The sequence below is a fragment of the Actinoallomurus sp. NPDC052274 genome, assembly GCF_040679475.1.
Lineage (GTDB): Bacteria > Actinomycetota > Actinomycetes > Streptosporangiales > Streptosporangiaceae > Actinoallomurus > Actinoallomurus liliacearum.
Genome location: NZ_JBFAUT010000001.1, coordinates 302,952 through 326,551 on the forward strand (window position 1 = coordinate 302,952; position 23,600 = coordinate 326,551).

Sequence of the window (23,600 nt, forward strand, 5' to 3'; positions counted from 1 at the left end):
GGTTATGGCGTCAGCGATCGGTCAGCACAGGTTACCTTGGAGGCGGACGCCTCATTATTCACCGGGTAGCTATTGAGGTTCAGCAGGGTGTTATCGCCATTTCGGCTAGCCGAAATTCGCGAGGACGTCAGACGGCTGCGCGAGTGCGTCAGACGCCGTCGGAAATCGTGGTGGCCCGGTCGTGATCGGGCGTTAGGAGTTCGGCCAGGTGGCGGGCCGACGTGTCCCACGACCACGCCTGCCGGACCCAGTCGCGGCCCGCGGCGCCCATGGCGGCGCGCTCGGGGGCGAGCAGCGTGGTCGTCAGGGCTTCGGCGATCGCGGCCGCGTCGGTCGGGTCCACCAGTCTGCCGGTCCGGCCGTCGAGCACCGCGTCGGGCGCGCCGCCCGAGTCACCGGCGATCACCGGCAGGCCGCTCGCGGCCGCCTCGAGGAAGACGATCCCGAGACCCTCGGCCTCCAGGCCGCCCAGACGGGTGCGGCACGGCATCGCGAAGACGTCCGCGGCGGCGTAGTAGGGCGGTGTCGCGGCGTGCGGCGTGCCGCCGGCGAAGTACACCGACCCATCGGCGTGCCGCCGTGCCAGGCTGCGCAGCCGATCCTGGTCCGGCCCGTCGCCGACGACGAGCAGTACCGCCTCCGGGAGCTGGCGCCGGACCAGCGGAAGCGCGCGTATCAGCAGGTCCACCCCCTTGCGCGGCACCAGCCGGGCGACGCAGAGGATCACCGGCCTGCCGTACAGGCGCAGGTCGGCGCGTACCCGCTCGGCGGCGGCCGCATCGGGGCGGAACGCGCCGGCGTCGACGCCGGGGACGAGCCGGCTGAGCCGCGGGCTCGGGCCCAGGGCCGGCTCGATCCGGCTGCGCGTGTACGGGCCGAGATTAGGTGACGACGTCGACGCCGTCGCCGATCCGCCGCATCAGCCGGCGGGTGCCGGGCACCTTGGCCCACCAGATCTCGTGGCCGTGCGTGGTGGCCACGATGCGCTCCACACCGCCGCGGCGCAGCGCCGGGGCCATCAGGGCGAGCGGCGCCGCGGCCCCGAACCACGCCCGGTCACAGCCGTGGGCCCGGGCGAGCTCGACCGCCTTCCGGGCGACCCTGCGGGTCGGGAGCAGCGTACGGCTCCGATCGCGGACGACGGGGAACGGAAGGGCGGCGTCGAAGGCGGTGTCGCCGTCCTCGTGGGAGGTGTAGACGACGACGTCGTCCGGCAGGCGTGTGGCCATCGCGTGCACGAAGGTCTCGATCCCGCCCTGCCGAGGCGGGAAGTCGTTCGTGACGATGAGGGTGGAACCCATGGGCGCGTTCGATCCTTCGGCGTCGGGGGAGCGGAGTGACCGCGTGCGCGGCCGCGGCCGCCTGCGGAGCCGGCCGAACGTGAGCCGTGCTCTCCCGGGCCGTCCGGCCTGCGCCGCACGCGGTGCCGTGGCTGGTGCGACGCTAAGGGCGCGGTCCGGTCCGTGGCGTCGATCCACGGTCGTGATCTTGGTACCGCGTCAGGCTGACATCGCCGGACGTCATCCTCGGGATGTAGGCGTGTGGTTTCACTCCGGGGCGGTCTGACCGCCGGCGGGCGGACCGTGACCACTTTTGTGGGTATTTGCCGGATAAGGGGTTATCTGTCGTTAGGCGCGGGGGGATCTGGCGATGGGCGGACATGAGTACGGCCGGTGGCCGGAGGACGAGCCCGGTGACGGCCTGTCGAGACGGCGGTTCTCGATGCTCGGAGCCGCGGCGCTGTGCGCCGCGGGCGTGCGGCGTACCGCAGGGCCGGTGCCGGCGGTGCCGGGCGGCCGGCCGGTGGCCCCGGTCGGGATCGCGCTCGGGCATGAGCAGTTCCGGACGCCGGACATCGTCCGGTTCGCCGAACTGGCGGACCGGGCCGGGTTCGGCTACGCCTGGACGAGCGATCACTTCCAGCCGTGGCAGGACAATGAGGGCCACGCGATGTTCCCCTGGCTCTCGTTGGCGCTGATCGGCGAGCACACGTCGCACCTGACGTACGGGACCGGCGTCACCTGCCCGCTCTACCGGTACCACCCGTCCGTGGTGGCGCAGGCGTTCGCGTCGCTGGGAGTGCTGTATCCGGGCCGGGTCTTCCTGGGCGTCGGCGCCGGTGAGGCGCTCAACGAGCTGGCCGCCACCGGGCGCTTCGACCGGTATTCCGAACGGCATGATCGGCTGATCGAGGCGATCGAGCTGATCCGCCGGCTCTGGACGGGGGAGCGGGTGACGTTCCACGGCCGGTTCTACCGGACCGATCGGGCCAGGCTGTACGACGTGCCGGCGCGGCCGGTCCCGATCTACGTCGCGGCCAGCGGGCCGAAGAGCGCCTACCTGGCGGGGCGGCACGGTGACGGCTGGATCGGCGGGGTCAAGGACCTGGGCGACCCGCGGCTGCGCGACGCCTTCGCCCGCGGGGCCCGTGCCGCGGGCAGGGATCCCGACGGCATGCCGAAGTTCGCCGAGACGTGGGTCGTGGTGGGCGGCCGGGCGGAGGCCGACGAGGCGGCGGAGAAGTGGCGTTTCACCGTCCACGGGTTCGGCGACCTGCTGTACCAGCCGGATCCGGTGACCATCCAGCGCATCGCCGAACAGCGCTGGCCGCTGGAGAAGGTGTACGCCGCCTGGCTGCGCGGCACCGACCCGCAGGTGCACATCACGGCGCTGCAGCGGCTCCTCGACGCGGGCGTCACGCCGTTCGTCCATTCCGGCCAGACGGACCAACCGCGTGTGATCGACTTCTACGGCCGCGAGGTCCTGCCCCACCTTCGTCGCTGAGCGCGTCCACCCGGGCAGGCCGGCCATCGGGGCGCGGCGGGACCAATACTCTACGAACTATTGACGGCAGTTGATGAATCCGTAGAGTGTTGCCTCATCTGGATCGACGGGAGGATCTCCTGATGAGCAGCTTGGCCGGCGAGCCCACCGTCCAGCCGAACGCGGCGGCCGAGGAACCCGTTCGGCCCGAGAGAGTCGACTTCCGGACCGCTCCGCCGCACTATCGACATTGGCGGCTGGGCCTCGACGGGCCCGTCGCCACGCTGACGATGGACGTGGACGAGCAGGGCGGCCTGGTGCCGGGCTACGAGCTGAAGCTCAACTCCTACGACCTGGGAGTGGACATCGAGCTGTACGACGCGGTGCAACGGCTGCGGTTCGAGCACCCCGAGGTCCGTACCGTGGTCGTCACGGGCGGCAAGGAGAAGGTGTTCTGCGCGGGCGCCAACATCCGCATGCTGGCGGCCTCCTCCCACTCCTGGAAGGTCAACTTCTGTAAGTTCACCAACGAGACGCGCAACGGCATCGAGGACGCGAGCGCCAACTCCGGCCAGACCTACCTCGCCGCGCTGAATGGCACCGCCTCCGGCGGCGGCTATGAGATCGCCCTGGCCTGCGACCACATCATGCTGGTCGACGACCGCTCCTCGACGGTGTCGCTGCCCGAACTGCCGCTGCTCGGCGTCCTGCCCGGCACCGGCGGGCTCACCCGCGTGGTCGACAAGCGGCACGTGCGGCGCGACCTCGCCGACTACTTCTCCACCAAGACCGAGGGCATCGGCGGCCGGAAGGCGGTGCGGTGGCGGCTGGTGGACGAGGCCGTGCCGCGCACCGCCTGGGACCGTACGGTCGCCGAGCGCGCCGCCGCCCTCGCGACGCGCTCGGACCGGCCCGCCGACGCCGGCGGGATCGAGCTGACCCCCCTGGCCAAGACCCGTACCGACGACCACATCGGCTACCGGTACGTCGGCGCCGACCTCGACCGGGACCGCGGCGTCGTGGAGCTCACCGTCCTCGGCCCGGACGGCGACCCGCCGGCCGACGCCGCCGGCGTCTACGCCCAGGGCGCGGACTTCTGGCCGCTCGCCCTCACCCGCGAGCTGGACGACCTGATCCTGGACCTGCGCACGAACGAGATCGAGCTGGGCACCTGGGTGTTCCGCACGAAGGGCGACGCGGCCCGGGTGCTGGCGTACGACGCGCTGTTGCTGGAGCACTCCGGCGACTGGCTGGTCCGCGAGATCGTCCTCTACCTGAAACGCACGCTGAAGCGGCTCGACGTCACCAGCCGCAGTCTCATCGCGCTCATCGAGCCGGGAAGCTGCTTCGCCGGCTCGCTGCTGGAGCTCGCGCTGGCCGCCGACCGGTCCTTCCAGCTCGCGGGCGTGTTCGAGGACGTCGACCCCGACGCCGAGCCGGCCGCGATCACCGTCGGCCGGATGAACCTGGGGCCGCTGCCGATGGGCAACGGCCTCAGCCGCCTGGCGACCCGCTTCCACGGCGACGCGGACGCGCTCGCCGCCGCCGAGGCCGCGGAGGGCAAGGCGCTGCCGGCCGAGGACGCCGAGCGGCTCGGCCTGGTCACCTTCATCCCCGACGACATCGACTGGGACGAGGAGGTGCGCATCGCGGTCGAGGAGCGGGCCGGGTTCAGCCCGGACGCGCTGACCGGGCTGGAGGCGAACTACCGCTTCGCCGGGCCTGAGACGATGGAGACCAAGATCTTCGGCAGGCTGTCCGCCTGGCAGAACTGGATCTTCTACCGCCCCAACGCCTCCGGGCCGGACGGCGCGCTGCGCAGGTTCGGCACCGGACGGCGCGCCGACTTCGACCAGAAGCGAGTCTGAGATGACGACGACCGCCGACTACGGCGAGAAGATCCCCAACAACGTCGACCTGCGCGACGACCGCCGCCTGAAGCGGGCCCTGGAGTCCTGGCAGCCGAACTTCCTGTCCTGGTGGGAGTCGATGGGCCCGACCCTGCCCACCGAGGACGTCTACCTGCGCACCGCGGTCAACGTGGGCCGCGAAGGGTGGGCGCACTTCGGCCACGTCGCGATGCGCGACTACCGCTGGGGCATCTTCCTGGCCGAGCCGCGCAAGGACCGACGCATCGCGTTCGGCGAGCACAAGGGCGAGCCGGCCTGGCAGAAGGTCCCCGGCGAGTACCGCGCGGAGCTGCAGCGCCTCATCGTCATCCAGGGAGACACCGAGCCCGCCTCGGTCGAGCAGCAGCGCAACCTCGGGGCGACCGCGCCGAGCCTGTACGACCTGCGGAACCTGTTCCAGGTGAACGTCGAGGAGGGCCGCCACCTGTGGGCGATGGTGTACCTCCTGCACGCCTACTTCGGCCGCGAGGGCCGGGAGGAGGCCGAGGAACTGCTGCACCGCAACTCCGGCAGCGAGGACTCCCCGCGCATCCTGGGAGCGTTCAACGAGGAGACGCCGGACTGGCTGTCCTTCTTCATGTTCACCTACTTCACCGACCGGGACGGCAAGTACCAGCTCGGCACGCTCAAGGAGAGCGGCTTCGACCCGCTGTCACGGACGTGCGAGTTCATGCTGAAGGAGGAGGCGCACCACATGTTCGTGGGCACCACCGGCATCGACCGGGTGGTGCTGCGGACCGTGGAGCTGATGCGGGAGCACGACACCGACGACGTCGTGGGGCACGGCGGCATCCCGCTGCGCGTGATCCAGAAGTACCTCAACTTCCACTACTCGGTGTCGCTGGACCTGTTCGGCTCCGAGACCTCCACCAACGTCGCGAACTACTTCACCGCCGGGATCAAGGGCCGCTGGTCGGAGGAGCGCCGCAAGGACGACCACCGGCTCACCGATGACTCGATCATGGTCGACGCGGTCGTTGACGGCCGGGTCGGGCAGACCGAGGTCGCCGCGCTGGTGGGCCTCAACACCGACCTGCGGCGCGAGTACATCGCCGACTGCCAGAGCGGCGTCAACCGGTGGAACCGCATCCTGGAGGAGGCCGGCCTGCCGCAGCGGCTGCGCCTGCCGAGCGTCGCCTTCAACCGGCAGGTCGGCGCGTTCGCCGGCATCCAGGTCACCCCGGACGGCGAGGTCATCTCCCAGGAGGAGTGGGACCGGCGCAAGGGCGACTGGCTGCCCACCGACGTCGACAAGGCCTACGTCCGCTCGCTCATGCGGCCCGTGTACGAGCGAGGGAAGATCGCCGCCTGGATCGCCCCGCCCCGCCAGGGCATCAACGGCAAGCCATTCGACTACGACTACGTCCACCTCGCCTGACCGGACGTCGGCTCATGAGCGAATCCTTCAACGCCTGCCTCTACCTGCTCGACCGCCACCTGGAACGGGGCGCGGGCGACCGTCTGGCGCTGACCGGCGCCGGCGGGGACCTCACCTACGCCCAGTTGCACGAGCGCGTCCGGCGCTCCGCCGCCGGGCTGCGCGCGATCGGCCTGCTGCCCGAGCAGCGGGTGCTGATGTTCATGGCCGACTCACCGGACTTCGTCACGGTCTTCCTCGCGGCCCTGCGGATCGGCGCCATCCCGGTCCCGGTCTCGACGATGCTGCACGCCGACGGGCTGGCCGAGCTGCTGCGCGACTCGCGGGCGCGCCTGCTCGCGGTGACGCCGGAGTTCACCGCGGTCGCGGCCACGGCCGCCGCCGCGGCGCCCGAACTCACCGGCGTCCTCACCGCGGCCGGCGCCACGATCACCGCCCCGGTGCCGGTGCACACGCTGGCGGACCTGGCCGGCGCGGAGCCGGACGGCGAGCGGCCGACCACGACCGCCGACTCCCCGGCGTTCTGGCTCTACACGTCGGGCACCACGGGCACGCCCAAGGCCGCGATGCACCGCCACGCCTCGGTCCGGGTCGTCTGCGAGACGTACGGCGCCCAGGTCCTCGGCGTCCGCCCCGGCGACCGCTGCCTATCGGCGGCCAAGGCGTTCTTCGCCTACGGCCTGGGCAACTCGCTGCTGTTCCCCCTGTGGGCCGGCGCCGCCGCGATCCTCGAACCCGCGCCGTCCCGGCCGGACCTGCTGGCCGAACGCGCCCGTACGTTCGGCGCGACGCTGTTCTTCGCCGGGCCGACGTTCTTCGCCAACATGCTCCGCGCCGAGCTGCCGCGCGCGGCGCTCGGGGGAGTACGCCTGTCGGCCTCGGCCGGCGAGCCGCTGCCCGCCACGCTGTACCACCGGTGGACCGAGCACTTCGGCGTCGACATCCTCGACGGCATCGGCATGACCGAGATGCTGCACATCTTCCTGTCCAACAAGGAGGGCGCCGTACGGCCCGGCACGACCGGCCGCGCGGTGCCCGGCTACGACCTGCGCATCCTCGACCAGGAGGGGCGCGAGGCCGCCCCGGGAACGCCCGGCACCCTGCACGTCCGCGGCGAGTCGACCGCGACCGGGTACTGGTCCCGGTACACGGCGTCCCGCCAGGTGTTCCAGGGCGAGTGGCTGTGCACCGGCGACACGTACGTGCGGGACGCCGACGGCTACTACGTCTGCCAGGGCCGTACGAGCGACATGCTGAAGGCCAGCGGCATGTGGGTGTCACCGGCCGAGGTGGAGACCCGGCTGCTGGCCCACCCGGCGGTCACCCAGGCCGTCGTGGTGGCCGGCATCGACACCGACGGCCTGGAGAAGCCGGTCGCCTACGTCGTTCCGGCGGCCGAGGTGACGGAGTCAGAGCTGGTCGACTTCTGCCGGGCGGGACTGCCGTCGTTCAAGCGGCCGCGCCGGGTGCTGTTCGTCGAGGCGCTGCCGACAACCCCGACCGGCAAGGTACGGCGCGTGGAGCTGCGGGCCCACGCCACCGGTGTGCTGTCCGGCCCGCACCAGGAGGCCGCGCTGTCGTGATCCACAATGCCGCCGGGTTCACCGCGCGTACGGCGATCCGCCAGGATGGAAGGGTGTCCGCGAACCCTGACCCCGCCGCCGCGCACGAGGCGGTCTGATGCTCGACGGCATGCCCCTGGTCGACGTCCACCTGCACGCCGCCCGGCTGCCCACGCTCAAGCCCGCGTGGCAACAGTGGGCGCACGACTTCGGCGACCGTGAGGTCCTCGACCGGGTGTACGACGCCTCCGGCACGGTCGACCCCGCCCGGTTCGCCGCGTACCTCGCCGACGAGGGCGTGGACATCGCGCTCGTGCTCGCCGAGTACAGCCCGAAGGCCACCGGGTACCAGCCGGTCGAGGACATGCTGCCGCTCACCGCGTACGACCCGGCGCGGATCAAGCTGATCGCCAACATCAATCCGCACCTGCACTACCCGATCGACGAGGAGCTGCAGCGCCAGCTCGACCTCGGCGCCGTCGCCTGCAAACTGCATCCGGTGCACGCGGGCGTCGCCGCGAACGACCGCGCTCTGTACCCCGCGTACGAGGTGTGCCAGGCGGCCGGGATCCCGCTGGTCGTGCACTGCGGGACCAGCACGTTCCCCGGCTCGAGCAACCGCTTCGCCGACCCGGTCCTGCTCGACGACGTGCTGCGTGACTTCCGGCGGCTGAACATCGCGCTCGCGCACGGCGGCCGCGGCTGGTGGTACGACGCGGCCGCCTTCATGGCCCTGTCCAACGAACGCGTGTGGATCGAGCTGTCCGGCCTGCCCCCGTCCCGCCTGCGCGACTACTACGCCAAGCACAACTGGAACCGCCTCACCCGCCGCATGATCTTCGGCACGGATTGGCCGGGAGTGCCGGGCATCGCGAAGAACGCCCGCGCGGTCGCCGCGCTCTGCCCCGACGAGGAGACCGCCGCACTCGTGCTGGGCGGCAACGCCGCCCGCGTCTACAACCTCAAGCTGGAGACCTGATGGCGATCTACGCCCTCGGCGAGCTGACCCCCGACATCCACCCCGACGCGTTCGTGCACCCGGACGCGACCGTGATCGGCGCGGTCAGGATCGGCCCGCACGCCTCCGTCTGGCCCGCCGCGGTGCTGCGCGGCGACTACGGGCGCATCGAGGTCGGCGCGGCCACCTCCATCCAGGACGGCACCGTGCTGCACACCACCGAGGAGTGGCCGACGCTCATCGGCACCCGTTGCGTCGTCGGCCACAACGTCCACCTGGAGGGCTGCACGGTCGGCGACGGCTGCCTCATCGGGTCCGGGTCGATCGTCCTGAACCGCGCCGTCATCGAGCCGCGCGCCGCGGTCGGCGCCGCCGCCCTGGTGCCCGAGGACGCCCGCGTCTCCGCCGGGCACATCGCCGTGGGCGTGCCGGCCAGGCAGCGGCCCGCCCCGGGCCTGGACAAGTGGATCGCCGAGGCCGTCGACCTCTACCAGGAGAACGCGGCGCGCTACCGTACGGACCTGCGTCGGATCGGCTGAAAGGGACACCATGCACGACGTCGTCGCCGTGGTCGGTGCGGGCACCATGGGCACCGGCATCGCCCAGGTCGCCGCGCTGGCCGGCCATCCGGTCCTGCTGCTGGACGCCGTCCCCGGCGCCGCCGACCGCGCGGTGGCCGGCATCCGCGAACGGGTGAAGAGCTTGGTGGCCCGCGGCAAGATCGACGCGGACCCGGAGGCCCTGAACCTGACCGCCGTCGACTCGGTCGACGCGCTCGCCCCCGCCGTGCTGGTGATCGAGGCGATCGTCGAGGACCTGGCGGTCAAGCGGAGCCTGTTCGCCGACCTGGAGCGGGCGGTCGGCCCCGAGTGCGTGCTGGCCAGCAACACCTCGTCCCTGTCACCCACCGCGATCGCGGCAGGCCTGGAGCACCCCGAGCGCGTCCTCGGCCTGCACTTCTTCAACCCGGTACCGCGCATGCGCCTCGTCGAGTTGATCGCCGGCGCCGACACCTCGGCGGAGCTCGCCGACTGGACGGCCGCTCTCGTCGAGCGGTGGGGCAAGACCGTCGTACGGGCCGCCGCGACCCCCGGCTTCATCGTCAACCGGATCGCCCGGCCGTACTACGCCGAGGCCTGGCGCCTGTACGAGGAGCGCGCCGCCGCGCCCGAGACCATCGACGCCGTCCTGACCGGCGCCGGCGGCTTCCCGATGGGCCCGTTCGCGCTGATGGACCTGATCGGCCACGACGTCAACGAGGCCGTCACCCGCTCGGTGTGGACGGCGTTCGCCCAGGACCCGCGCTTCGCACCCTCCCCGGCGCAGCGCGCCCTCGTGGAGGCGGGCAGGCTCGGCCGCAAGAGCGGACGCGGCGTCTACGACTACGGCGAGGACGCGCGCCCGCCGGAGGCGACCCCGGCCGCGCCCCGCCCGGCACCGACCGGCGAAGTGACCGTGAACGGCGCGGAGGATCTGCGTCCGCTCCTGGCCCGCGCGGAGGTCGACGTCCGCGACGGTGAGTTGTCGAACGGCACGGTCGTCCTGCCGAGCGGTGCGCTGCTCGTCCGCAGTAACGGCTTCACGGCCACCGAGCTAACCGAGGAGTACGGCGGAACGGTGATCCTCGTCGACCGTACGCTGGACGACGCCACCGCCACCGCCATCGCCATCGCACCCTGCGACGGCTGCCCCGAAGAGTCCCTGAACGAGGCGATCGGCCTGCTGCAGGCCGCCGGCCTGGCCGTGCACGTCATCGACGACACACCCGGCCTCATCGTCACCCGCACCGTCGCGATGCTGGTCAATCTCGCCGTCGACGCCCTTCAGCAGGGCCTCGCCACCGCCGCCGACATCGACACGGCCATGCGCCTGGGCGCCGGCCACCCCCTCGGCCCGCTCGCCTGGGGTGACCGCTGGCGCGCCGCGACCGTGTTCGAGATCCTGCTCCGCCTCCAGGAGATGTACGGGGAACCGCGCTACCGGCCCGCCCCGCTGCTGTGCCGCCGTACCGTGACCGGAACACCCCTGGCGGGAGCGGAGTGACGTCATGACACTGGTCCAGGTTCGCCGTGAGGAACATGTGTGGTGGGTCGGCCTCGACCGGCCCGCCAAGCACAACGCGCTCGACCAGGCGATGGTCACCGAGCTGGCGGCGGTGCTGGAGGAGGCCCGCCGCGAGCCGTGCGTCCTGATCGTGCACTCCACCACGCCCGGCATGTTCGCCGCCGGGGCCGACATCGCCGAACTGCGCGAGCGCGACGCCGACGCGGCGCTGCTGGCCATCAACGCCGGCCTGTTCGAACGGCTGGAGGCCCACCGCTGGCCGACGATCGCGCTCGTCGACGGCCCCGCGTTCGGCGGCGGCTGCGAGCTGGCGCTGGCCTGCGACTTCCGCATCGCCTCGGCCAACGCGCGGTTCGCCCAGCCGGAGCTGTCGCTGGGCATCATCGCCGGCGCCGGCGCGAACTGGCGGCTGCCCCAACTGGTCGGCCTGGCCACCGCCCGCCGCATGCTGTACGCCGGAGCGCGGCTCGACGCCCACCAGGCTCTCGCCGAGGGCCTGGTCGACGAGGTCGTCGAGAACGGAGAGGACCTGGCCGAACGCGGCCGGGCGCTCGCGGCCACCATCGCCGAGCGCTCGTGGCGGGCCCTGGAGCTGACCAAGCTCGCGCTGCGCAGCACCCGGCCCGCGACCACGACCTTCGACCTGGCGGCCCAGGCCCTGCTCTTCGAGAGCGAGGACAAGCAGACCCGCATGACGGCCTTCCTGGACCGACGAAAGCGCTAACGCGTCCCCCGCTGCGGTCTAACGCGTCCCCGCCGCGATGACGCGGCGCGGTGCGGTACAGGATGTCGTGATCCCTGGCATGCGGTGCCTCTAGGAGGCAGCGAAGGCCAGGGATCACGACAAGCCCCCCAGCCGGCCTGGTTCGCCGGGGCGACTGATCGTTTCGTTACTGCTCGTCGCGGGCGGCGAGTCGTTCGGTGATCTCGGTTTTGACCGTCTCGTGCAACTCGTCCGAGGTGAAGCCGAGGTTGCGCAGGATCCGCGCGGCCGGGCTCTCCTCGGCGCGGATCAGGCCCAGCAGTGTGTGTTCCGTGCCGACCCAGTCGTGGCCGAGGTCGTCCGACGCGCGGCGTGCCTGCTCGATGGCCTCCTTGCTCTCCGGCCGGAACGCGATGTGACCTCGCAGCGCCTTCTCTCCGGCCGGCGGCATCGCTTCCTCGATCGCGTCGCGGATGCGTTGCTCCGACTCGGTCTTCGCCATCAGCACCTCGTACGCCAGGCCCCGCGGTTCGCCGAGCAGGCCGAGCAGGATGTGTTCGGTGCCGATGAAGTCGTGCTTGTGCGTTCGGGCGGCCTCCTGCGCCAGCACGATGCTGTGCCGGTTCAGATCGGTGAACCGATCGAACGCGGCGGGCGCGTGGCGTTGCTGGGCGGCCTGCTTGGACACCCCGATGGCGTCGCCGATCTCGCTCCATGAGGCGCCGCCCTGCTTGGCCTTGCCGACGTAGTGGCCGACGAGCTGGTCAGCGAGGTCGGACAGGGTCTGGGCACGTAGGTGCGCCTCGCTGATGCGAGCCAGGTCGTTGGCGTCGGGGAGGTCCTCGTCGAGATGGGCGATCAGGTCGGCGAGGCTGATGTCGAGTGGACTCATGCGTCAACCGTAGATTGACGATCCCTCAATCGTCAACCTGTAGTTGACGCGCGTTCTCCGGGCGCGCTCGACACGGACAGCGGCGGCGTGTAGCGCCGTCGCGTTGATCGGCAGGAGTGGGCGGGCTTTGAACCGTGGTCAGCCGGCGGAGCGGCGGCGGTCCGCCAGGGAGAGCGGGGCGCCGTTGAGGAACAGCTCGATGGGGAGGGTGGCCGCGCCGAGTGCCACGGCCTCGGGGCCCAGCCGGCCCAGCTCGATCGACGTCGAGGAGAAGGCGTGCTTGAGCGAGTTCTGCTGCGCCGCGTCGCGGATGGCCGGCAGCAGCCGTTCGCCGAGCAGCAGGCCGGCCCAGCCGCCGAGGATGATCCGCTCGGGGTTGAAGAGGTTGATCAGGTCGGCCAGGCCGACTCCGAGGTAGAGCGCGGTCTCGTCGAGGACGTGCGTCGCGTCGTCCTCGCCACGGGCGGCCGCGTCGAGCAGGGCGGCCAGCGCCGACTCCTCGTCCTGGCCGGGCGTCCTGCCGTAGCGGTCGAGGACGGCCTCGGCGCCGACGTAGGCCTCCAGGCATCCGGCGGCGCCGCACCGGCAGCCGCGACCGCCGACCACGACGGTGGTGTGTCCCCACTCGCCGGCGCTGGACGTGGATCCGCGGTGCGTCCTGCCGTGCGCGATGATGCTCGCGCCGACCCCCGAGCCGATCAGGCAGACCACCGCGTGCTGGGCGCCCCGCCCGGCGCCGAACCACATCTCGGCGCGGCCCATCGTGTTGGCGCCGTTGTCGATGTGCAGCGGCAGGTCGGTCCCGGATCGCAGCAGGCGCTCCAGGGGGACGGCGTCCCAGCCGTACGTCTGGCCGTGCACGAGCACCTCGTCGCCCTGCTCGACCACGCCGGGGACCCCGATGCCCACCCCGAGCACCGCCGAGGCGTCGACGTCCGCGTCGGCGAGCACGGCGGACAGGCCCTCCAGGATCCGCTCGACGATCGTCGTGACGCCGTGCTCCCTGGGGTCGAGCGGATAGTCGGCCCTGGCCCGCTCGTTCATCGCCAGGTCGAACAGCTCGACCCGGACGCGGGTCTCGCCGACGTCGACGCCGATGACGTATCCGTAGTCGCGGTTCATCCGCAGCAGGACGCGCGGCCGCCCGCCGTCGGAGTCGACGGCCCCGGCCTCGGCGACGACGCCCTCCTCGATCAGCTCCCGGACGACGTTGCTGACCGACGCGGGGGACAGGCCGGTCGCCTGGCTGAGCTCCTGGCGCGTGCAGGGCTGGTCGAAGTACAGCGACCAGAGCAGGACCGACCGATTGTCACGACGGAGGTCCCGCACCGTGCCTCGCCGTCGTTCCGATGTGACGTGCTCCCGCATACCGACCTCCCCGATTAGTTCAGATCTTATAACAAGCGCTCGAAAAGCCGCGCTGCCGGGTGTTACGCGGCCTTGACGATGCGACACCTCCGAGGTTAAATCACGTCATTAATTAAGCCCTGTATCAAACGGCTCCGCTCGACGCGTGCACCGAAGGCGCCGCACGCGTCGTCTCCTCCCCGCCCCCGAAACCGGGAGACGTTCATGAGACCCGCCTTCGTCCCACGTACCCGTACCGGACCGCGGCCCCAACGCCACCTGCCGGTGGCGATCGCCGCGGTCATCCCCCTGCTCACCGGCCTGTTCGTCGCCCTCGCCCCGGCATCCGGCGCCGCCACCTGCGGCACCGCGAACGCGGCCCAGGGCCGGCCCGCCACCGCGTCGTCGACCGAGAACTCCGGCACCCCCGCCTCGAACGCGGTCGACGGCAACAGCGGTACCCGCTGGTCCAGTGCCTTCAGCGACCCGCAGTGGCTCCAGGTCGACCTCGGCTCCTCGCAGTCCGTCTGCCAGGTGGTGCTGCAGTGGGAGACCGCCGCCGGCAAGGCGTACCAGATCCAGACCTCGTCCGACGGGAACACCTGGACCACCATCTACTCCACCACGACCGGTCAGGGCGGCACCGAGACGCTGAACGTCAGCGGCACCGGCCGCTACGTTCGCATGTACGGCACCGCTCGCACCACTGGTTACGGCTACTCGCTCTGGGAGTTCGTCGTCCACACCGCGAGCGGGGGCGGCGGCACGCTCCCCGGCGGCGGCGACCTCGGGCCCAACGTGTTCGTCTTCGACCCGTCGATGTCCTCGTCGACCATCCAGAGCCGCCTGGACAGCGTGTTCAGCCAGCAGGAGAGCAACCAGTTCGGCAGCCAGCGGTACGCGCTGCTGTTCAAGCCGGGCAGCTACAACGTCAACGCCAACATCGGTTTCTACACCTCCATCGCCGGGCTCGGCGCGAACCCCGACGACGTCACCATCAACGGCTCGGTCAACGTCGACGCCGGCTGGATGAACGGGAACGCCACCCAGAACTTCTGGCGGTCCGCGGAGAACATGGCTGTGCAGCCCACCGGCGGATCCGACCGCTGGGCGGTGTCCCAGGCCGCGCCGTTCCGCCGCATGCACATCAAGGGCGATCTGAACCTCGCGCCCACCGGCTACGGCTGGGCCAGCGGCGGCTACATCGCCGACACCAAGGTGGACGGCCAGGTGCAGCCGTACTCCCAGCAGCAGTGGTTCACCCGTAACAGCCAGATCGGCGGCTGGATGAACGGCGTGTGGAACATGGTGTTCACCGGCGTCGCGGGCGCACCGGCGCAGAGCTTCCCGAACCCGCCGTACACCACGGTGGCAAACTCGCCCGTCACGCGGGAGAAGCCGTTCCTGTACGTCGACTCCTCCGGCGCGTATCGGGTGTTCGTGCCGTCGCTGCGGCAGAACACCCAGGGCACGACCTGGAGCGGCGGCAGCACGCCCGGCTCGTCGATCGCGCTGAGCCAGTTCTACGTCGCCCATCCGTCCGACAGCGCGGCGACCCTCAATCAGGCGCTGGCCCAGGGCCTCAACCTGCTGTTCACCCCGGGCGTCTACAACATCGATCAGACGCTCAACGTGACCCGCGCCGACACGGTCGTCCTCGGCCTCGGCTACGCCACGCTGGTGCCGCAGAACGGCGTCACGCCGATGTCCGTCGCCGACGTGAACGGCGTGAAGATCGCCGGGCTGCTGTTCGACGCCGGCGCGACCAACTCGCCCAACCTGCTCCAGGTCGGGCCGAGCGGGTCCACGGCCGACCACTCCGCTGACCCGACCTCGATTCAGGACGTGTTCTTCCGGATCGGCGGCGCGGGCGTCGGCAAGGCCACCAACAGCCTGGTCGTCAACAGCAACAACGCGATCATCGACCACATCTGGGCCTGGCGCGCCGACCACGGCTCCGGCGTCGGCTGGACGAGCAACACCGCCGACACCGGCCTGATCGTCAACGGCAACGACGTGACGGCGTACGGCCTGTTCGTCGAGCATTACCAGAAGTACGAGGTCGTCTGGAACGGCGAGCGCGGCCGTACGTACTTCTTCCAGAACGAGATGCCGTACGACCCGCCGAACCAGGCCGCCTGGATGAACGGCTCCACCAACGGCTACGCCGCCTACAAGGTGGGGGCGAACGTCACGACGCACGAAGGGTGGGGCCTCGGCAGTTACTGCTACTTCAACGTCGATCCCTCGATCCACGCCGCGCACGCCTTCGAGGCGCCGAACGCATCCGGCGTGAAGTTCCACGACCTGCTGACGGTGTCCCTCGGCGGCAACGGCACGATCGACCACGTCATCAACAACACCGGCGGCGCCGCCCAGGGCACCGCCACCACCCCGGTCGACGTGGTCAGCTACCCGTGACCTCCTGACCCCTGCCACTCCGGGCCCGCGCGGCACACCGCCGCGCGGGCCCTCCCACGCTCGCGGCCGCCGCAACGGCCGTCGGCCGATGCACGTGCTCAGCGGTCGGCATGAGCGGCGGTGATCTCCCCGTGTTCGATGCCCTCGTCCAGGAAGGCGCTGAGGCCGTGGGCCTCTTCCTCGATGGCCGCCCGCTCCGGGACGGAAAGGGGCCGCAGCGGCGTCACGCGGAGCCGCTGGTCGCGCGCGGTCCAGGTGGCGGCGACGCGTCCGTCGACGAGTACGACGCGTCGGCCCGCGACGGACAGACCGAGGTGGGCGTCGTCGATGATGCGACTGCGGTCGTGGTACCCGAGGTGCGAGTTCGCGTCGGTAGGTGGCCGTCACCCGCTGACGCAGCATGGCGTCGTGGCGGGGCCGCCAGGCCAGTGCGTCGTCGGCGGTGACCAGGTGGACGGTGCGGCGCATCAGGTGTGTCCGGACGACCGCACGCTCCGTCAGCGCCTCGTCCAGTTCCTCCGGCTTGAAGGCGCGCAGCCGGGACCACAGGCCGATGAACGGCTCCTGTGGTTCTCGCGCCTGCATGCCGCACAAGGGTGCGCCACGGCGTCACGGACCGGTGTGTCCGCGCGTTCGAGCAGGTACTGGCGGACGAGGGTCGCGCGGCCCAGGGCGCGTGCGCTGAGGACGGTCATGGGCGCTCAGACCGCGGACCGCTCGTCGACAGGACGGCGGCGCGGGGCGGGCCGGGTAACGGAGGGCGGCGTGTAGGAGACGTCCAGGGGGCCGAGGTCGGTGCCGGGCGGGACGATCGCGTCGATCCGGTCGAGGACGCCGTCGTCGAGGGTGATGGCCGCACCCGCGATCAGGTCGTCCAGTTGCTCCATGGTGCGCGGGCCGATGATCGCGGACGTGACGTCCGGGTGGCCGATGGCGAAGGCCATGGCCAGGTGGGTGAGGGACATGCCGGCCTCGTCGGCGACGGGCAGGAGTCGTTCGACGGCGTCGAGCTTGCCCTCGTCGCGGGACCCACCGCATGCGGGCGTTGTCCTGCGGAGCGGTGCCCTTACGGTAGCGGCCGGTCAGCAGGCCCATGGCGAGCGGGCTCCACACGAGGACGCCCATGCCGTAGCCGCGGCAGATCGGCAGGATTTCCCGCTCGATGCCGCGATTGAGGATGGAGTAGGTGGGCTGCTCGGTGCGCAGCCGGTGCAACACGCGCTGCTGGGACACCCACTGGGCCTTGACGATCTGCGAGGCCGGCAGGTTGGAGGAGCCGATCGCGCGGATCTTCCCGGCGCGTACCAGGTCGGTGAGCGCGGAGATGGTCTCCTCGATATCCGTGTGCGGGTCGGGGTGGTGGATCTGGTAGAGGTCGATGTGGTCGGTCTGCAACCGTCGCAGTGAACCCTCGACCGCGGCCGTGATCCAGCGGCGCGAGCTGCCGCCGCGGTTGGGGCCCTCGCCCATCGGGCCGCTGAACTTGGTGGCCAGCACCACCTCGTCGCGGCGGCCCGGGGAGATCTCCTGCGCCTGGCCGGCCGGCTCAGCCGTTGTACGGAGCGGCGACGTCGAGGACCCAGGTCACGCCGAAGCGGTCGGTGAGCATGCCGTACAGCGGCGCCCACTGCGACGCCTCCAAAGGTTGCACCACCGTCGAGCCCTTCGCCAGCTTGTGCCACAGGGCGCTGATCTCGTCGGCGTCATCGCCGCGTACGGAGACGAAGAACGGGTTCTCGCCCTGGTCCCACGGCCGCTGGGAGGGCACGTCGTAGGCCATGACGTGGAAACCGTTGTCGCCGACGACCTCGCCCCACATCACCCAGTCCGCCTCGTTCTCGTTCCGCACGTCGCCGGCGTCCTTGTACGTGACGGCGACGGTGCGCCCGCCGAATACGGACTGGTAGAAGTCGAGTGCCTCACGCGCGCTGCCCCGGAAGTTCAGATGGGTGGTGGTGGTGACGGACATGTGCTTGCTCCTTGCCGTGGTTCGATGGAGATGCGCCGCCGCGCCGATAGGGCTCACGGGCACTGCAGCCCCGTGGCCAGGGGCAACGCCCCCTCGGCGACTCTGGTGGCCACCATTCCAGAGGTAGCGGACAGGGTGTGTCCTGTACTCCGCGCAGAATGGGACCATGCAGAAAACCTCGTCGCGGTTGCTCGCGTTGCTCTCGCTGCTTCAGACGCACCGTGACTGGTCCGGTGAGGACCTCGCCGAGCGGCTCGACGTCACCTCGCGTACGGTGCGCCGTGACGTGGACCGGCTACGGGAGCTCGGATATCCGATCACGGCTTTCAAGGGGCCCTCCGGCGGTTATCGCCTGGAGGCCGGCTCGCAGCTGCCGCCCCTGCTGTTCGATGATGACCAAGCCGTCGCCTTGGCCGTCGCGCTCCAGGTCGCGGCCACCGACACCACGATCGGCGAAGACGCCACACGGGCCCTGTCGACCATCCGCCAGGTCCTGCCGCCCCGTCTGCGCCACCGCGTCGACATGCTCCAGATCACCGCCGTCCAGCCATCCGAGCACGACACCTCACCCGGTGACCCGCAGCTCCTCATGGACCTGAGCAACGCCATCCACGCCCGTGCGGAGCTTCGCTTCGACTACGGCCAAGACCACGTTGCCCTCGCTGAACGACCCCGCAGAACGGAGCCCCACCATCTGGTCACCTGGCGAGGCCGCTGGTACCTCATCGCCTGGGATCTCGACCGCGACGACTGGCGCACCTTCCGCGTCGACCGCATACGCCCTCGCACACCCACCGGCCCGCGCTTCACCCCCCGCGAGCTCCCCGGAGGCGGCGTATCCGCCTTCGTCACCGGCCGTTTCCGGGGGACCGACGGCACCACCACCGACTGGCCCTGCCACGGCGAGGTCGTCCTCAACCTCCCCGCCACCGCCGTAGCCCCCTTCGCCCGGGACGGAATCGTCGAAGAACTCGGCTCCGACCGCTGCCGGCTCACCCTCGGCTCCTGGTCATGGACCGGTCTGGCCGCCGCGATCGGCCGCTTCGACACCGACATCGAGGTCATCGGCCCGCCCCAGCTGACCGCCGCGTTCGCACGCCTCGCCGCGCGCTACGCCGACGCCGCACGCGTCACCCGCCTGCCCGAGGCGCCGGAGGCCGACGCCTCGCGCAGTTGCGCCCCGGCTTCGTTGGAGACGTGATCTGCGTCCCCGGCGCGGCACACCAACGCCTCCGACGACGGTCGTGTCGACAGGCCTTACGGGAGCCGGCCCCGTGGCCGGGCGCAGCGCTCGGTGAAACCGGGGGAGCGGGCCTTCTCATCGGGACGAATCGCCCGGCAGCGGGGCCTTCACCGAGCGTTGCGTCCGCCCTGGGTCACCAAGCCCCCCACGGGGACCCCTGAACGCCGGAGACCCGCCGTTTGCGCCTCCGCTCGCGGACGCGGCGCTTGACGAGGCGGATCACCACGACGACGGACAGGACCACCCCGGCCAGCACGACGAAGACCGGAAGGGCCAGCTTCCAGTCTGGCCACTCATCGTCGATGCGCGCGCCGATCCGCAGCCGTACGACGTGGCCGTGCCAGACATCGGCCGTACCGGTGGTGCCGGCCTTGGCCACCTTGTAGAAGTCGTGCTCGACCTCGAAGTCGTGGTATCGCCCGTCCGCGGTGCGCACGGTGACCTTGTAATGCGTGGTCCGCGAGGCGGCGACGACCCGTAGCCTGGCCACCGTCGGGGGAACCACCCGGAACGGTCCCATCGGAGGCGGCTGCGGCGGCAACTGCGGCGGGTCCGGTGGATCCGGGTCCTCGGTCGTGTACGTGGACCGCTTGATGACGGTCATCGAAAGCCGCGTGACGCAGTGACTCGGGTCGGCCGGCGGCGGCGACGCGCACAACGGCGCCCGCTCGAACGCCTCGAAGTCGGCGAAGGGGCCGGCCCCCAGAGCCACACCCCCCGCGATCAGCGCCGGCCCCGCCGCCAACGCCGCCCACGTTCTGAACCTGCTTGCCCAGCCCACGCACCGAACGTAACTCGGATCGAGCGCGTCGTGGCCGAATTTCGGCGCGACGCCGCGTGGTGACGCCGGCACTCAGAACGCCGGCGCGGACCGTTCGGACGAACGCCGGCGTCCCCCAGAATCCCATTCACCGCTCCGCAGAAGGGAGTACGTGCGGTCTGGTGCGGGGCTGATTCCAGATCTGCAGCAGGGCGCGGGTGTCGGTGGTGTGGAAGCGCAGGCGATAGTCACCGTGACCGGCGGGCAGTGGCGGCAGGTCCTGGGCGTGCCCGGCGACTTCGCCGAGGGTGACGTGGCCGCTGTGGTAGCGGCAGCTCAGTTCCGCGATCCGGGGGTAGGAGCGGTCCGGCCCCGGATCGGCCGGACAGATCAGGATGGTGAGGGGAAGGTCGCCGTCGTGGATGGGGGCCCAGAGCAGCGCCGCGCCGGGAACGGCGTCGATCAGCTCGCCCGCGGACTCCGCATGCGGGGGAACGGGGAGGACTTCGCCGAGGGAGCGGCCACGGTCGAGCAGGGCGAACTGGCCTGCTCGGACGCGAAGGGTGACGTCGAGACGTTCGGGGGTCGCCGTGGCGCGGCGGTCGGGGGCGAAGCAGGACGGGATGCCCGCGGAGAAGCCGCGTTCGGCGATGACGGCGGCGTACTCCTCGTCGGTCACGCGGAGGGCGCGTTCGGTGATGCCGGGCACGTCGCCCGGCTCGGGACGTTCGTACGTGCTGATCGCGGCGATGATCTGGGAGGTGGCGGCGGGGTCGGGTGGACGCCAGCGGGTGAGGCGGACCGTCCCGCAGCGGCGGCAGGGGTCCCGGCGGACGTTGACGGTGCGGCCTGCCGCGTCGGTCTCAGTGCCGGCCGGTTGTCGCAGGTCGTTGTCGGGGAGGTCATGGGCACCGCCGCAGGCCCGGATGATCATTTCCATGGCGACGTCGTCCCGGCTGGGGAAGGGCATCATCGGTGGTCACCCTCGCGGCTGGGTCAGCAGGGCGCGGCCGCGTTCGGGAGTGAGGGTGTCGGCCAGGGCGGGGGCGGTGAGCAGGGCGACCGGAGCGATGTGGTCGGTGGACCTGGGCCGCCAGCGGGGGAGCGCCTCGCCGACGGCCCGCCACAGCGCGTCCGGGTCGGTCGCGTGCCGCTCCAGGGCCGCGTGGACCAGATCGTTGAATTCGGGGTTGCCGTAGGTCGCGCGGGCCGCACCGCGCCGGAGCCGTGCCTGGTGCTCGGCGATGATGAGCTGCAGTTCGGGGTGCTCCCCGATGAGCGCGGACTGCAGGATCGAGTTGTGGCCCGGTGAGGCGGTCCTCGCGTGCTCGGCGAACAGCAGCGGAAGGAACTCCTCGGCGAACAGCGGGTCGGCGAGGAAACCATCCGGGGTGAACGAGGGGTGCAGGAGCCGTCCCAGCAGTTGTTCGGCCTCGTCGGTCCGCCCGAGAAGGAGAAGGATCTGGGCGCGCAGGATGGTGGCGCGGCTCAGGCCGAAGTCCTCGGCCTTGGCCAGGACGGGTTCGGCGGCGTCGATGTCGCCGGCGAGGGCGTGGCGGCGCGCCTGTTCGACTTCGGCCGCCCAGGCGTCGCGGGTCGCCCCTTCGGGCCGGCGCATCTCATGGAACTCGGCGTACAGGCTCTCCATGAGCGCGATGAATGACGGGAAGCGGGTGGGCGGCTCGGCGCGCCAGGAGAACAGGCTGTAGGCGGCCCACTCTCCGCTCTCATCCACGTCGCCGGGATCGAGGAACAAGATGCCCGCGTCGGTCTCCAGTGAGATCAGCAGTCCTCGGCTGATCGGACCACCCTCGGCGTCGTCGGGCTCCTCCCAGTCCTGCCAGAACGGCTCAAGGTCGCGCACCCAGCCCAGAGTGGAGGTGTCGCTCATACGCCACACGAAGCATCCGGCGTCGCGCCAGCCGTCGGTGGTCAGGAGGAACTCCCGGTAGGACGGAGGCAGAGCCGTCCCGAGCCGTTCCTCGGCGGCCGCGACGGCCTCGGGGCTCGCCGGGGCGAACCCGAGCCAGCCGTCGCGGACCACTTCCGGATCCAACTCCTCGGGAGCGGTGCAGCCGATCCACTCCTCGCTCCACCGGGTCAACCATGGTCTCCAGTCCATGGGAAGCACTATGCCGGGCGGCTCCGACAAAGCTGTCGACGGCGCTTTGACGGCGGCCACGAGGATGCACACGAATCCGTCGCGCAACACGGGGGAATGGCGCGGCCATCGCCGGGAGACGGACACCGGCGAGGGCCGCGGTCTGCGGGCGGACCCGGAAGGGCCCGACGGGGCAGGGGTCAGGCGCCGGCCCGCTGCCGGTGGTCGCGGATCAGTTCGGCGTAGCGGAGGCCGCTGTCCTTGACGGTGCGCCGCTGCGTGGCGAAGTCGACGTGGACCAGGCCGAAGCGGGGGGCGTAGCCGGCCGCCCATTCGAAGTTGTCCATCAGCGACCAGGCGAAGTACCCGGCCAGCGGCGCCCCGCGCCGGATCGCCGACGCGCACGCCGCGAGGTGCCCCTCCAGGTAGCCGGCGCGGTCGGGGTCGTGCACCCGCCCGCCCTCGACCGTGTCCGTCCACGCCGAGCCGTTCTCGGTGACGTACATCCGGGGCGGCCGGTACTCCTCGGCGACACGGCTCAGGATGTCCGCTAGCCCCTCCGGCTCGATCACCCAGTCCATCCCGGTGAGCGGGCGGCCGGACGGGGTGGTCTCCCGGACGTACGGCGGGGCGCCGTCCGGGTCGTCGGCGACGACGGCCGGCCGGTAGTAGTTGACGCCCAGCCAGTCCAGGGGCGCGCCGATGGTCTCCAGGTCACCGGGCTGTTCGGGGAGGTCGACGCCGTACACCTCGAGCATGTCGGCGGGGAAGCCGCGCCCGAAGACCGGGTCGAGCCACCAGCGGTTGGTGTGTCCGTCGAAGCGTTCCGCGGCGGCGGCGTCGGCGGCCGAGTCGCTCGCGGGCTCCACCGGGTTCAGCAGGTTCACGATGCCGACCTGGACGTCGGGCACGGTGGCGCGCAGGGCCTGCGCCGCCAGGCCGTGGCCGAGCAGCATGTGGTACGACGCGGGCACGGCCGCCTTCACGTCGGTGAGGCCGGGCGCGTGCCGGCCTTCGAGGTGGCCGATCCAGGCGGCGCACATCGGCTCGTTCATGGTGGCCCAGCCCTTGACGCGGTCGCCGAGTCCTTCGGCGACGCAGGCGGCGTAGTCGGCGAAGTGCCGGGCGGTGTCGCGGTTGGTCCAGCCACCGGCGTCCTGGAGCACCTGAGGTAGGTCCCAGTGGTAGAGCGTGGGGAAGGGCGTGATGCCCGCCTCGAGCAGGGCGTCGACGAGACGGTCGTAGAAGGCCAGTCCCGGGGCGTTCACGGGACCGGTCCCGCCGGGGAAGACGCGGGGCCAGGCGATCGAGAACCGGTAGGCGGTCACGCCGAGCCGCTTCATGAGCTCGATGTCCTCGGGCCAGCGGTGGTAGTGGTCGCACGCCACATCGCCGTGGTCGCCGCCGTCCACCTTCCCCGGGGTGTGGCTGAAGGTGTCCCAGATCGACGGGGACCGGCCGTCCTCGTCGACCGCGCCTTCGATCTGGTAGGAGGAGGTCGCCACGCCCCATGCGAAGTCCACGGGGAG

The 23,600-nt window shown here is 71.4% G+C and carries 20 protein-coding genes and 2 pseudogenes; 10 read left to right on the forward strand and 12 right to left on the reverse strand.

The genetic code is table 11. From position 1 onward, the window contains the following. Window positions 1-148: 148 nt before the first annotated feature. Window positions 149-856, reverse strand: a complete 708-nt coding sequence (locus AB0K82_RS01480) for a glycosyltransferase family 4 protein (RefSeq protein ID WP_364391502.1) — start codon at window positions 854-856, stop codon at window positions 149-151. A 25-nt stretch (window positions 857-881) separates the two neighbouring features. After that, on the reverse strand, window positions 882-1,301 hold the full coding sequence (locus AB0K82_RS01485; protein WP_364391381.1) for a glycosyltransferase: 420 nt from the start codon (window positions 1,299-1,301) through the stop codon (window positions 882-884). Between the two features lie 349 nt (window positions 1,302-1,650). On the opposite strand from AB0K82_RS01485, the gene AB0K82_RS01490 reads away from it, so the two are divergent. From AB0K82_RS01490 to AB0K82_RS01525, 8 genes are all read left to right on the forward strand, one after another. Beyond that, window positions 1,651-2,784 (forward strand): F420-dependent hydroxymycolic acid dehydrogenase, encoded by a 1,134-nt coding sequence (locus AB0K82_RS01490; RefSeq protein ID WP_364391383.1) that lies wholly within the window; start codon window positions 1,651-1,653, stop codon window positions 2,782-2,784. A 122-nt stretch (window positions 2,785-2,906) separates the two neighbouring features. Next, complete coding sequence (gene boxC, locus AB0K82_RS01495) at window positions 2,907-4,631, forward strand: 2,3-epoxybenzoyl-CoA dihydrolase (RefSeq protein ID WP_364391385.1); 1,725 nt, start codon at window positions 2,907-2,909, stop codon at window positions 4,629-4,631. Between the two features lies 1 nt (window position 4,632). Further along, entirely contained in the window at window positions 4,633-6,051 is a 1,419-nt protein-coding gene (gene boxB, locus AB0K82_RS01500; RefSeq protein ID WP_364391387.1) for a benzoyl-CoA 2,3-epoxidase subunit BoxB, read from the forward strand. A 14-nt stretch (window positions 6,052-6,065) separates the two neighbouring features. Beyond that, window positions 6,066-7,634: a benzoate-CoA ligase family protein gene (locus AB0K82_RS01505; RefSeq protein WP_364391389.1), complete on the forward strand. Its 1,569-nt coding sequence runs from the start codon at window positions 6,066-6,068 to the stop codon at window positions 7,632-7,634. A 97-nt stretch (window positions 7,635-7,731) separates the two neighbouring features. Further along, window positions 7,732-8,592, forward strand: coding sequence for an amidohydrolase family protein (locus AB0K82_RS01510; RefSeq protein WP_364391391.1), 861 nt, complete (start codon window positions 7,732-7,734; stop codon window positions 8,590-8,592). Then, window positions 8,592-9,110 carry a gamma carbonic anhydrase family protein gene (locus tag AB0K82_RS01515; RefSeq protein ID WP_364391394.1) on the forward strand — a complete coding sequence of 173 codons (519 nt, stop codon included), beginning with the start codon at window positions 8,592-8,594 and terminating at the stop codon, window positions 9,108-9,110. The genes AB0K82_RS01510 and AB0K82_RS01515 overlap by 1 nt, the downstream gene beginning before the upstream one ends. A gap of 10 nt (window positions 9,111-9,120) precedes the next feature. After that, window positions 9,121-10,614, forward strand: a complete 1,494-nt coding sequence (locus AB0K82_RS01520; protein WP_364391397.1) for a 3-hydroxyacyl-CoA dehydrogenase — start codon at window positions 9,121-9,123, stop codon at window positions 10,612-10,614. Window positions 10,615-10,618: 4 nt separating this feature from the next. After that, window positions 10,619-11,359, forward strand: coding sequence for an enoyl-CoA hydratase/isomerase family protein (locus AB0K82_RS01525; RefSeq protein WP_364391399.1), 741 nt, complete (start codon window positions 10,619-10,621; stop codon window positions 11,357-11,359). Window positions 11,360-11,525: 166 nt separating this feature from the next. Here the strand turns inward: AB0K82_RS01525 and AB0K82_RS01530 are convergent, their stop codons facing one another. Then, a complete protein-coding gene (locus AB0K82_RS01530; RefSeq protein WP_364391402.1) occupies window positions 11,526-12,230 on the reverse strand; it encodes a Clp protease N-terminal domain-containing protein in 705 nt (234 codons plus the stop codon). A gap of 138 nt (window positions 12,231-12,368) precedes the next feature. Then, on the reverse strand, window positions 12,369-13,559 hold the full coding sequence (locus AB0K82_RS01535) for an ROK family transcriptional regulator (protein WP_364391404.1): 1,191 nt from the start codon (window positions 13,557-13,559) through the stop codon (window positions 12,369-12,371). 243 nt (window positions 13,560-13,802) lie between these two features. On the opposite strand from AB0K82_RS01535, the gene AB0K82_RS01540 reads away from it, so the two are divergent. Continuing rightward, window positions 13,803-15,998, forward strand: coding sequence for a discoidin domain-containing protein (locus AB0K82_RS01540; RefSeq protein ID WP_364391406.1), 2,196 nt, complete (start codon window positions 13,803-13,805; stop codon window positions 15,996-15,998). Between the two features lie 98 nt (window positions 15,999-16,096). On the opposite strand, the pseudogene AB0K82_RS01545 reads toward AB0K82_RS01540, so the two are convergent. The 4 genes and pseudogenes from AB0K82_RS01545 to AB0K82_RS01560 all read right to left on the reverse strand — a co-directional run bounded on the left by AB0K82_RS01545 (window position 16,097) and on the right by AB0K82_RS01560 (window position 17,967). Continuing rightward, window positions 16,097-16,693 (reverse strand): annotated as a pseudogene (locus AB0K82_RS01545) (crosslink repair DNA glycosylase YcaQ family protein). Window positions 16,694-16,699: 6 nt separating this feature from the next. After that, a complete protein-coding gene (locus tag AB0K82_RS01550; protein ID WP_364391408.1) occupies window positions 16,700-16,963 on the reverse strand; it encodes an aldo/keto reductase in 264 nt (87 codons plus the stop codon). 133 nt (window positions 16,964-17,096) lie between these two features. Then, window positions 17,097-17,498 (reverse strand): annotated as a pseudogene (locus tag AB0K82_RS01555) (aldo/keto reductase); the annotation flags it as partial. A 46-nt stretch (window positions 17,499-17,544) separates the two neighbouring features. Continuing rightward, the gene (locus tag AB0K82_RS01560; protein WP_364391410.1) at window positions 17,545-17,967 is read right to left on the reverse strand and encodes a VOC family protein; all 423 of its coding nucleotides are present in this window, start codon (window positions 17,965-17,967) and stop codon (window positions 17,545-17,547) included. A 166-nt stretch (window positions 17,968-18,133) separates the two neighbouring features. Here AB0K82_RS01560 and AB0K82_RS01565 point away from each other — a divergent pair, with 166 nt between their 5' ends. After that, a complete protein-coding gene (locus tag AB0K82_RS01565; protein ID WP_364391412.1) occupies window positions 18,134-19,168 on the forward strand; it encodes a WYL domain-containing protein in 1,035 nt (344 codons plus the stop codon). Between the two features lie 175 nt (window positions 19,169-19,343). On the opposite strand, the gene AB0K82_RS01570 is transcribed toward AB0K82_RS01565, so the two are convergent. The 4 genes from AB0K82_RS01570 to AB0K82_RS01585 form a co-directional block, all read right to left on the reverse strand. Further along, on the reverse strand, window positions 19,344-19,922 hold the full coding sequence (locus tag AB0K82_RS01570; protein WP_364391414.1) for a hypothetical protein: 579 nt from the start codon (window positions 19,920-19,922) through the stop codon (window positions 19,344-19,346). Between the two features lie 196 nt (window positions 19,923-20,118). Continuing rightward, the gene (locus AB0K82_RS01575) at window positions 20,119-20,943 is read right to left on the reverse strand and encodes a hypothetical protein (protein WP_364391416.1); all 825 of its coding nucleotides are present in this window, start codon (window positions 20,941-20,943) and stop codon (window positions 20,119-20,121) included. 6 nt (window positions 20,944-20,949) lie between these two features. Then, window positions 20,950-22,092, reverse strand: a complete 1,143-nt coding sequence (locus AB0K82_RS01580) for an SMI1/KNR4 family protein (RefSeq protein WP_364391418.1) — start codon at window positions 22,090-22,092, stop codon at window positions 20,950-20,952. Between the two features lie 179 nt (window positions 22,093-22,271). Next, on the reverse strand, window positions 22,272-23,594 hold the full coding sequence (locus tag AB0K82_RS01585) for a GH1 family beta-glucosidase (protein ID WP_364391421.1): 1,323 nt from the start codon (window positions 23,592-23,594) through the stop codon (window positions 22,272-22,274). Window positions 23,595-23,600 lie beyond the last annotated feature (6 nt).